The sequence below is a fragment of the Streptomyces sp. NPDC046716 genome (assembly GCF_040645755.1).
Taxonomy (GTDB): domain Bacteria; phylum Actinomycetota; class Actinomycetes; order Streptomycetales; family Streptomycetaceae; genus Streptomyces.
Genome location: NZ_JBEYYU010000047.1, coordinates 64,612 through 74,726, shown reverse-complemented (window position 1 = coordinate 74,726; position 10,115 = coordinate 64,612). Strand labels below are relative to the sequence as shown.

Annotated in this window: 9 protein-coding genes and 1 pseudogene; 5 read left to right on the top strand and 5 right to left on the bottom strand. The window is 67.7% G+C overall.

The features are described from left to right. Positions 1 to 92: 92 nt before the first annotated feature. Positions 93 to 611: pseudogene (locus ABZ930_RS29740) on the bottom strand (helix-turn-helix transcriptional regulator); the annotation flags it as partial. A gap of 96 nt (positions 612 to 707) precedes the next feature. Here ABZ930_RS29740 and ABZ930_RS29735 point away from each other — a divergent pair. The 5 genes from ABZ930_RS29735 (at position 708) to ABZ930_RS29715 (ending at position 4,223) form a co-directional block, all read left to right on the top strand. Continuing rightward, a complete protein-coding gene (locus ABZ930_RS29735) occupies positions 708 to 1,400 on the top strand; it encodes a haloacid dehalogenase-like hydrolase (RefSeq protein ID WP_361554307.1) in 693 nt (230 codons plus the stop codon). Positions 1,401 to 1,507: 107 nt separating this feature from the next. Beyond that, positions 1,508 to 2,410, top strand: a complete 903-nt coding sequence (locus ABZ930_RS29730) for a radical SAM protein (protein WP_361554316.1) — start codon at positions 1,508 to 1,510, stop codon at positions 2,408 to 2,410. Continuing rightward, positions 2,397 to 3,044: a hypothetical protein gene (locus tag ABZ930_RS29725; protein WP_361554304.1), complete on the top strand. Its 648-nt coding sequence runs from the start codon at positions 2,397 to 2,399 to the stop codon at positions 3,042 to 3,044. The genes ABZ930_RS29730 and ABZ930_RS29725 overlap by 14 nt, the downstream gene beginning before the upstream one ends. After that, the gene (locus ABZ930_RS29720; protein ID WP_361554301.1) at positions 2,962 to 3,615 is read left to right on the top strand and encodes a class I SAM-dependent methyltransferase; all 654 of its coding nucleotides are present in this window, start codon (positions 2,962 to 2,964) and stop codon (positions 3,613 to 3,615) included. Before ABZ930_RS29725 ends, ABZ930_RS29720 begins: the two co-directional genes overlap by 83 nt. Before the next feature lie 20 nt (positions 3,616 to 3,635). Beyond that, positions 3,636 to 4,223: a class IV adenylate cyclase gene (locus tag ABZ930_RS29715; RefSeq protein ID WP_361554298.1), complete on the top strand. Its 588-nt coding sequence runs from the start codon at positions 3,636 to 3,638 to the stop codon at positions 4,221 to 4,223. A gap of 532 nt (positions 4,224 to 4,755) precedes the next feature. On the opposite strand, the gene ABZ930_RS29710 is transcribed toward ABZ930_RS29715, so the two are convergent. From ABZ930_RS29710 to ABZ930_RS29695, 4 genes are all read right to left on the bottom strand, one after another. Next, on the bottom strand, positions 4,756 to 6,489 hold the full coding sequence (locus ABZ930_RS29710) for a mobilization protein (RefSeq protein ID WP_361554295.1): 1,734 nt from the start codon (positions 6,487 to 6,489) through the stop codon (positions 4,756 to 4,758). A gap of 5 nt (positions 6,490 to 6,494) precedes the next feature. Beyond that, positions 6,495 to 7,046: a MobC family plasmid mobilization relaxosome protein gene (locus ABZ930_RS29705; RefSeq protein ID WP_361554292.1), complete on the bottom strand. Its 552-nt coding sequence runs from the start codon at positions 7,044 to 7,046 to the stop codon at positions 6,495 to 6,497. Positions 7,047 to 7,368: 322 nt separating this feature from the next. Beyond that, complete coding sequence (locus tag ABZ930_RS29700; RefSeq protein WP_361554313.1) at positions 7,369 to 8,184, bottom strand: DUF2637 domain-containing protein; 816 nt, start codon at positions 8,182 to 8,184, stop codon at positions 7,369 to 7,371. A 466-nt stretch (positions 8,185 to 8,650) separates the two neighbouring features. After that, complete coding sequence (locus ABZ930_RS29695) at positions 8,651 to 9,973, bottom strand: DUF3631 domain-containing protein (RefSeq protein ID WP_361554288.1); 1,323 nt, start codon at positions 9,971 to 9,973, stop codon at positions 8,651 to 8,653. Between the last annotated feature and the right edge of the window lie 142 nt (positions 9,974 to 10,115).

Genomic DNA, 10,115 nt, shown 5'->3' with positions numbered 1-10,115 from the left:
GGTCACTAGACGCCTCACAACCCACTGGCTGAGCACGCGCCCTCCTCCAGGCACCTCTGTACTCGGCTCCGCGATCATTGCGGGACAAGCCTTAGGGGACGGTAGTAGGTCAGGGAGGCACGGATCTTGGCTGCGAGGGTGTCGCCGATACCTTCTTCGCGTCCTCGGATCGCCGCTGCGTGACCGTTCGAATCTCCGAAACAGAGCCGCACCCGCACCCCTGCCGCCGCGCGCTCGGCGAGCATCCTGGCGACGTGAGGGTTGGACTGCGCGAAGAACGTGCCGGAGAACACGAGGACGCCGATCTGCTCCCGAGCTCCCTGGAGTAGTGAGAGCCACATTTCACGGGGCACGCTGGCGCGATTCGGATAAGTCCCGACCAACTCCACGCCCGACCCGGTGTTCGGCCGTCCGGCACTCAGCACGGGTGCCGGCCACAGGAACAGCTCCTCCACCCGAAGATGATGGGCAACCCGGAACCTGTGGCGCGGGTGCGGTAACCGGCCACCCAGCCACCGAGTCACCGTCTTGGGATCCACCTCGCAGGCTTCGGCGAGCGACTCTGGCGAGACGCCACGCTGGGCGAGTACGGAGTGCAATCGCTCGTTCACGGTCGCCATCCAAGCTGAGACCGCCGCGCGCGGGCAAGGACGTTCCTCGATGTTCCTCGGCCCGCGACTCCGACCACGGAACTTACGCTTCTCGGTATGGAGCTCATCGTCCTGTGGGATATCGACCACACGCTCATCGAAAACTCCGGGGTCAGTAAGGAGATTTACGGCGCCGCCTTCACGGCGCTGGCAGGCGCTGACCCTGTTGAACCCGCGCGGACGGAGGGGCGAACCGATCGCCTCATCATGCGCGACATGTTCCAGCGGAACAGCCTGCCCGAGCCCGGCTGGGCTGCTGTTGAGGCGGCGCTGGCCTACGCGGGAGAAGAGCGCCTGCACGAGCTCAGTCGGCGTGGGACGGCGCTGCCTGGCGTACGCGACGTCCTGAAGGCGGCCTCGGTACGCGAGGGCTGGGTGTCCTCCGTCCTCACGGGCAACATCGCAGCCAACGCTCGCGTGAAAGTGTCGGCCTTCGGTCTTGACCCACTGCTGGATCTGTCTGTCGGCGCCTACGGTGCTGACTCCCTCCAGCGTTCCGGGTTGGTCGCTGTGGCCCGGGAGCGTGCCCACCGTCTGCGAGGCGTGCGAAGTGACGTGCCTGTCGTACTCATAGGCGACACCCCGAGGGACGTTGAAGCAGCCCTCGACTCCGGATCCGGGATCGTCGCAGTCGCCTCTGGCCTGTACGGCGTCGAGGAGCTGGCCGATGCCGGCGCCCACGTAGTACTGCCCGACCTGACGGACACCCCGGGTGTCATCGGAGTCCTGGAGACCTTCTCTACGCGCTGAAAACGTCCCAGGACGTCCTTGGAACGTCCGGATACGCGGTGATGCGGTCCGAAGCCATTCCACGAACATCAGGTCTCCCACCAGGCAACTGCCAGAAGGAGACCAACGTGATCGGCGAAATCACCGGGATCCGCAGGATCCGGATGCTGTATCTGCAGCTGCTGTACCGCTGCAACTTCGAGTGCCTGCACTGCTTCCACGGCGAGCGGCTACAGCACGCAGACGCGTTCACCCCGGACGAGGCAACCAACCTCCTGACGCTGATGCGCGAGCAGTACGACACAGAGGCTGTCACCCTGCTCGGCGGAGAGCCATTCGTCTACAAGGACCTCGCCCAGGTCGTCCGGTACGCCAAGCAGGATCTGGGCATGCAGGTCGAGATCTGCACCAACGGGTACCGGATCGAACGTCGGCTCACCGAGATCGCCCCTCACCTGGACCTGCTGCGGGTATCGCTGGAGGGGATCGGCTCGACCAACGACCACATCCGCAAGTACGGCAGCTACCAGAGCGCGCTGAGCGCCCTCGGCATCGCCCGAGGGCTCGAGGTTCGCACGGGCGCAACCATGACGGTCACCTCGCGCAACATCGACGAGGTTCTCCCCCTGGCGCGCACTCTGGAGCACTACGGCGTCGAGCAGTTGAAGCTTCACCACCTCCGGCCGGTCGGCAACGCGGTAGACCACCCCGAGCTCCTCGTCTCCGACCCCGCCGCCTACGTCCGCCTCCGAGAGCAGCTCCAGGCCGCGAAGCTGACGATCGAAGTGATCGTCGACGAGGACTTGTCCGAGCACGGCGCCCCGGAGATCTGTGCCCCCACGGGCGGCCCGAAACAGATCGAGCGGATCGAGGCCGACCCGCGCGGCGCTCTCACCATGTCCTGCAAGGCTGTCGGCCGGGACTCGCACGCCTTCTGGTACGACAAGCTCGCCGGCCGCATCGACCATCGCCCGTCAGACAGCGACGAACTCACTCTCGCGGTCCCGGGCGTGGTGTATGGACGTGCCTGACCAGGCGCCGTTCGAGAGCCTCGAAGGGCTCCGCGGTACCGGCAAATCCACCCTCGCGCCGATGCTCGCGGCCGCCCGCGGTGCCGTACTGGTTCCGACCGTGCCGCTCACCCACCAAGCCCTGCGGCGGGAGGTGGATCGGATGGGGAATGCGGAGGCCCGAATGTGCTTCTACCTCTCGGCCCTGTTCACCGCGGCTGACCAGATCCAGCGCTACCTGTCCGCCGGCACACCGGTCGTCGTCGAGAGCTACTTCGCACGCTGCCTGGCCAACCACCGCGCTTTCGGGGCCGATCTCTCCGTGGCCCTGCCGACGGATCTACCGCGCCCCGTCACCTACTACCTCGTCTGCGAGGAAGGCGAGCGTCAGAACCGCCTCGCCAGGCGCGAGAAACCTGTCTCCCGTTGGGACACCCTCGCTGAAGTCGCAGCCGATCAGATCACCGACGCGTACACGTCGTTCCAGATGCACCACGTGAATACCACCGGCCTCGCCCCTGACGAGGTACTCCAGGCCGTCCTGACCAACAACCCGCAAGGAGAGCAAGGCAGTGCAGACACCGAGCATTTGGCGGCACACACTCACCTTCCTTCCTCAATTCCTCGCCGCGTTGAAAGAGCGTGCGGAGTCTGACTCCACCGTGACGGTCATCGGGGCGAGCGACGGCAGACTCGTCGTGCCGCTGGCCGCAGCCGGCTATCGCGTCATCGCTATCGAGCGCGACCCGATCGCCTTGCATGGCGGCGAGGTGCAACTCCCGGGTGATAAGACCGGTCACCTGATGGGGCTGATCGACCGGCTGAAGAACGAAGGGCTCTACCACCGTGTCCAGGTGGTGGAGGACGATTTCCTCGAAACTGAGCCCGCCAATGCCAGCTGCGATGCGGTCTGGACAAGTTGCTCGTGGCATTACAGTGCCAACCACCATCAGCCTCTGAGCGAGTTCGTCAACCGCATGCAACGTCTGGTCCGGCCCGGCGGACTGTTCGGCGCGGAGTTCATGGTGCCCATCACGCAACGCCAACACACGCTTGAGCACTACACATCGCCCGAGAAGCTCCGGCAGTACTTCATCGGCGACTGGGACGTCCTGCTCACCTTGCGGACCAACGAATTCGCTGAACAGGCGCACGTTGGAGCGCTGCAGGACCACACCCACCGCATGGGGCTCCTCCTCGCTGCCCGCGCATCCACCCCCTCCTAGAGCTACGGGAAGAAGGACACATGAAGCACGAGTACGAGGCGAAGTTCCTCGCCATCGACGTCGACAGTCTCCAGGCCAAGCTGACTGCTCTCGGTGCCGTCCAGGCGTTTCCGCGCACGCTCCTCACCCGGAAGATCTTCGAGAACGACGCCCTTGAGGGTGGTGCCTGGATCCGCTTGAGGGATGAGGCCACCCGGTCCACGCTCACGCTGAAGCAGGTCACCGACTCCACGACGATCGACGGCACCACGGAGATCGAAACCGAGGTCTCGGACCTGCATGCCATGGCGGAGATCCTCCGCAGCGTCGGCCTGCGCGAGGTCCGCTACCAGGAGAACTACCGCGAGGAATGGCGCCTGGGCGAAGTCGCCTTCGACTTCGACACGTGGCCGGACCTTCCCACCTTCGTCGAGATCGAAGGACCCGATGAGGCGTCCGTCCGTCAGGCAGCAGACCTCCTCGACCTCGACTACTCCGAAGCCCGGTTCGGCAGCGTCGACGAGATCTACAAGAGTGAGGCGGGCCGGGACATCCTCGCCGAGCCCACTCTCCTCTTCGCCGATGCCGACAAGCAGGAGTCGGCCAGGGCAGCTGCCCCGAGCGAGTGAACGGGAGCGCTGAACTGTGTTTTTAGATCTGGCCGCGACGCCTCAGGTCATACCCGGCATCGCCGAGTTCGCGCGAGGCGGTCTGCCCGCGGCGGCGGACACCGATGACGGCAACGCGTGGACTGACGGGTACTGCTGGCTCTATTGCGGCCAGCGATGGACCCGTGTCCTGTGGATCGGTCCGGTAAGTGTGGCCGGCGCTCAGGCAGCGATGCACGCGTGTGGCCCGTGCATACGGGCCCTGCAGGAGCAGGTCTGGCAGGCAATACTCCTCCACGACGAACCGACGTCTCCGGCTCCGCTGAGAACGCCCAAGCCGGGCGAGGAACCTGTCGCACGCCGCGTTGGGAGACATCGCGCGCGGGGCAGGCTGTTGCGTCGTGGATGAGGCCGAGAGGCTGAGCACCGTATGTCCGTTATGCCTCTTCGCTACGAAGGTCCGCGGACAGACGTACGCCGGTTGCGGGGCCGGTCACCATACGTGGTGACCGGCCCCGCAACCGTTGTTGCTACGGAGTCTTGCCGTGGGCCTCTAATGACGATGACGGCGTTGTCGATCTGCGGCTGCGGCAGGGGCCTTCGACGAGGGCTCTGGCTGTGGGGCCTGCGCCACGACCACTTGTGTCGTGGTTCGGCGGCGGGCTGCTTCCGCCCGGCGGTTGGGGGCGGGGTGGCGGCTGGTGTGCTGGATGCGGCTGATCAGGACGCTGGCCGGCCTGTTGGCGGTACCGAGTTCGCGGCGGGCAGCGGCTTCCTTGAGGAGCTGCCGGGGTTTGTGGCCGCTGTCTTCGGCGTCGGCGAGGACGGTGGCCAGGGCGGGCCAGCCGGGGTCGGCCAAGATCCGCTCGGCGTGCTCGGGAACGGTGGCGCGTACATCGTTGGCCAGGGCCCGACGGGTCTCCTCCTTGGGGCGACGAGCTTCGAGTTCGGTGAGCGTCGGAGCGAGTGCGGCATCGGCTGCCGACTGGAGGTGATGGATGGCTTGGCGGGCGGCGTCGGCCTGCTGGGCATGGCCCTTCGCCTCGTGCCAGCGCCCGGCGATGATGGCGGCCCAGACGAGTGCCGCAACCAAGGCGGCGAGCGCGCTTCGGTCGGGGCCGGTGGCGGTGTTGATGATGTCGCGGGCTGCGGTCCTCAGGGCGTAGGCGGAGCGGTCCTCGGCTCGGATCTGAGAGCGCTGAGCACGGGCGAATGCCCGGCATGCCGTTTGCAGTTGGTGACGGAGGTCGTCGGGAGCTTTCTGGGCGGTGGCTTCGATGAGTTCGCCCAGGGCCGTGATGTGCGCCTGTGCCAGAGCATCCTGGCTACCGTCCGGGTTCGTGCCGGTGATTTCCGTGTGGAGGATGTCGAGGGCTTCGGTGGCCTGGTGCCACGCAGTGGTGGGCCGTTTGCGGCGAGCTGTGGGGTGTTCCTCGGAGACGTTGGCCTCCAGGCGGACCTTCAGCTTGGGCAGGGACAGGTCGGGGGCGATCTTTCCGCCGGGGTGGTAGATCTGTTCGCCGTCCTTGTTCAGGTCGCCGGGGCGGCCGACGGCGTAGCCGAGAAGGTCTCCGGAGGGGCCGCGGCGGGGTTTGACCAAGATGTCGTCGGCTTCGAGATAGGCGAGGAGTTCCTCGATGCCGGTGGCGTGCGGGACGGCGGCGCGGATGCGGTCCTGGAGCCACTCGCGGCTGGTCTGCTCCCAACCGAGGCGCTCGGCTTTGTGCATCTCGGCCTGGGTGGGGCGCCGGGTGGCAGTACGGTCGCCCTTCGCCAGGCGGCGCAGCCCGAAATCCTTCTCGATCTCCCGGCATTCGTCGCCGACACGGATGCCGCTGTCATGGAGCTTGGGGCGGCGACCGTCTTCGCGGACGGTGGTCGCGAGGATATGGATGTGGTCGTCGGCGTGGCGTACGGCGATCCAGCGGCAGGCCAGATCGTCGCCTGCAGGTGCGATGCCGGCGGCCTGGACGACGCGCTGGGCGATCTCGCCCCACTCAGCATCGGAGAGGTAGCGGTCTTCGGGTGCGGCACGGACGGGACAGTGCCAGACGTGGTCGCTGACGAGTTTGCCGAACTCGCTGTTCCGCAGGCGTACTGGCGCGTCGAGGTAGCGACCGAGTTCGGTCAGGGTGGCGTTCTCGTCGCGACCGGGGTCGGGCATGCCGAGCATGGCGAATCCGGCAACGAGGTGCGGATCGAGGTGTTCGTCGTGCCGACCTGGGCCGAAGAGGTAGGCGAGCAGGCCACGAGTGTTGGACCCGGCGGGCTTGATGGCGGCGATCACTGGGGTCAGACCTCCCGCGCGTCGGTGGGCTGGCGCAGGGCCTCAGCGATCAGGGCGAGCAGGTGGTGGAGTTCGTCGAGGCGCTGGCGGATGTCGGGCGGGGTGAGGTCGCTGTTCAAGGCGCGGGCGATCTGGTTGACGTTGATGCCGATGCGGTTGAGTTCACGCAGCACTTGGGCGCGGAACATGTGGGTGCGGCGGCGGTCCTCGGACAGCGGCAGATTGGCAGTGAACCGGTCGGTGAGAAAGGCCAGGACGATGTCTGCGGCGAAACCGGACTCGCCTTTGTACCCGTGTTGTTCGGCGGTCTCCTGGAGGAGTGCCCGTTCACCTTCAAGGAACCTCAGCGGGCCGACGCGTTGGTCGCGCTTGTCGCCGGTGAAACGGCGGATCGTGGGCTGCACGCTCTTCAGGGCAAACTCGCCGACAGCGGTCTCGGCAGTCGGGGCAGGCTGCAGGATCTCGTGCTGTACGGCGTGGAGCGTGTCCGGGTCAGGGCCTCCCTCGGCCCCGCCCTCATGGCCCGGCGCCCCCTGGCGCTGGGCCACCTCCGCCACCCCCGGGGCGGAGAACCCCGAAGACCGGCCTTGAGTCGGACTCGGGGTACTACTGGCTCCGCCAGGGGCCGCCCGTCCGAACGCCTGCCGCAAACGTCCGAGCAGTGTAGGGGAGTTCGGCGAGGTACGTGGCTCCTCGAAGATGTCCTCGGGAGGGTGCTGGTCGTGCGTCAAGGAAAGTGCTCCAGGAACGGCTGGGCAGGCGCGACGGAGGTACCTGTCCGGCGGGGTCGTCGTGTTGTCCACAGGTGTGGGAATGCGTGGGGAGGCTGGCCGGGCCCGGGGTGACCGGAAGGGTTCCGGTCACCCGGGCAGGTAGCGGTCACCGCCTGGAAACCTCAATCCCGGCGGCTTCGAGTTCCGGCCGAAGAAGGTCCATCACCTCGGTCTGCCGCTCGCTCCCGATCGTCAGGTGCCGGTCCTTCACCGCCGCTCGGAGAAGGCCGCGCGTGAGTTTGCCGTACTGCTGACCGGTGGCCCGGCCGATGTCCGCCAGCTCCGCGATGGTCGCCTTAGGCGGTCGGCCACCGCTCGGCTTGCTCTCCGGAACCTGGGCCGCGGTTTCCGTCCGCTCAGCGCCAGAGGCATGTGGATCGCGGGAAGCGGCGACTGGCGCAGGGCGGGGACCGAAGCCTCCGATCGACGAGTCCTGCGCCTGTACGGAACCGGTGTCCGAGGAATCCTCCAGCGGTGCGACGAGCTGATGGATCTGCCGCATGAGTACGCCGAAGGCCACCATCGCGGCTGCCGGAGGGACCGCGGCGACCACGTAGTCGAGGAAAGGAATGGTGCGGGCGCTGCCGGTGCCGCTGACACCGGCGACGTTCAGCGCTATGGAGCCGGTCGAGCCGACGGCGGTCACGGCGATCGCCCATAGGTCGGTGGCTCGGCGCAGAGCCGCGCGCAGCATGAGCAGCTCGCCCGCGACGATGAACGCGTCCAGGGTGGCCGGCCAGGCCCAACGACGGATGGGCGATGCTCCGAGCCCGTGCTGGCTGGCGACGTCGGCCAGGTGCGCGTACGAGAGCCAGAACGCTCCAGCGGTCAGGGCGACGATGACGATGCCTGCCGCGCCGAGGGCGTACTGCTCGGCGTCAGCCTTCTTCCTCGGCTGCCTTTCGTCGGGCTCCTCGACCAGCGGCTGCGGCTGTGGTGGTTGCGAGAGGTGCGTGGCGGACAAGCGGATGACTCCTGGGGGTAGTGGTGTGTGGCGTCTTGGCCGTCTCGGCCGTTGCACGTGCAGGTCAGCGCGGGACGTCAGCGCTGAGGGCGCGCCGTCTCGGGGAGCAGCACTGGCGTCTTGTCCCGAGTCGGGACAGGAACGCGGTGTGTTCGGTGCGGGCGCCATTGCCGATCGGTGTCTCCCCTGCCGAGACGGCTGCCGTGCGCGGTCCGTCTCGGCGAGCAGGGCTGTGAACTGCGGCGATACGCGTGGGACGCCGTGGACGAGGCAAGACGGATCTGGGCAGCTTCTCCCGGCGGGCGACGCTCAGGAGCAATTACGTTGCCGTCTTGCGTCTGGCTGACGTCTTACCGAAAGGCCGTCTGAGCTGCGAGATCACGGCAGGGACGGCAAGTACGGCAACGGGGGGCTAGTGCGGGGATCAGCCCTCGTCGAGGGCAGGTTGGGCGTTCGCTGAGTGAACGGACGGGCTGTTCACCGGGTGAACGGTGGGGCAGTACCGCCGCCAGGCGTCGAGGAACTTGTTGCGCATGTAGCCCTTGCGCTGTGTCCCGTCGGCCATACGCACGTTGCCGGGCCGGATGTCGAAGTCGCGCAGCATCCTGCCGAGCTCTCGGGCCGTCAGGCCGTCGCGCCCTCGATCCGCCCACGGGGCTTCGGGATCCTGCCGCAGCTGATGGAGGAGCTCCTTTGTGGACAAGCTGTCCACCTCCCGCAGGGCGAAGAAGACGCGGCGGATGTCGGCGAGAATGCGCGCACCACTGGGGTGATCCTCCTCAGCCGCCACTTCGGCGGCGACCATCCGCGCGCAGGCGACCCGTGCCAGCCGGGGCCAGCGACCGCCTGCCAGGTCAGCGACGATCACCAGGGGCTCCCAGGTATCGGCGGCGCGGTCTTCGACCGGCATGTCCGGCTCCAGGTTCGCGGCATCCTCCAGCAGCGGGCGGGCCCACCCGTGGACGCGGTCGCGCAGCTCGTGCAGCGCGGGGATGTCGCGGCGGGAGCGGAAGGGCCTGACCTTCTCGCCCTCTGCCCGGCGCCGCATACGGATCACCACCGACCGGTCCATGACCGTGTCCGGCAGGTCACCGATGCCCGCGATGGCCGCCATGGCGAAGGTGGCGAACTTGTGCGGGGTGTGGTCGTTACCGACGACCCGGGTGACGTACCGACCGCGCTGGTGACCGGCGTTGAGCAGACCGCGCGTCTCCTCGTTCTTCTCCGCGACCTTGGGGCCGAAGATGGTGTCGGCCTCGTCCACCAGCAGCGTCGGCGGCTCGTCCTCGCCGATCGAGCGGAAGATGGCCGCCGGTGTGGTGTTGATGGTGAGCATCGGCTCGTGGACCGTCTCGGTCAGCACGTCCAGCAGCCGTGACTTGCCGCACCGCTTCGCCGGCCCCACTACCGCCAGCCGTGGTGCGTGCTGCCACGCGGGCTGCAGATGCGTGGCCGCCACCCACAGAGTGATCGCGTCCAGCGCCTCCGATGAGGGCGGGATCACGAACTGCGCTATCTGTGAGCGCAGTTCGTCGAGCAACTTCGAGCCGGGCGTCGGTTCCGAGTCAGGGATGGCCTCCAGCCCGCTCGCCGGGTCCGCATCGTTGGCGGTGCCGTTGCTCAGGCCCGCCGTGGCGCTGTCGGCCTGCTCGCCCCGCGGGCGGGCACCGGGCTGGCCGGGGATGGCCGTGGCGGGCCAAGCCGCTCGGACCGGGGCGGAATAGGGCTCGGGGTTCTCGGGTTGCACCGGGCGACTCCTCATCTGGCGGTGTCGGGCTTGCACGCCCCTGCCGCCGGGTCGGATCTCATGGGATTGCTGGGGAGTCTTGGGGCCTCCGGCGTTGCACCGTCGGAGGCTCTCCCTCTTCTCACGGCCGTCTCCGCATCGC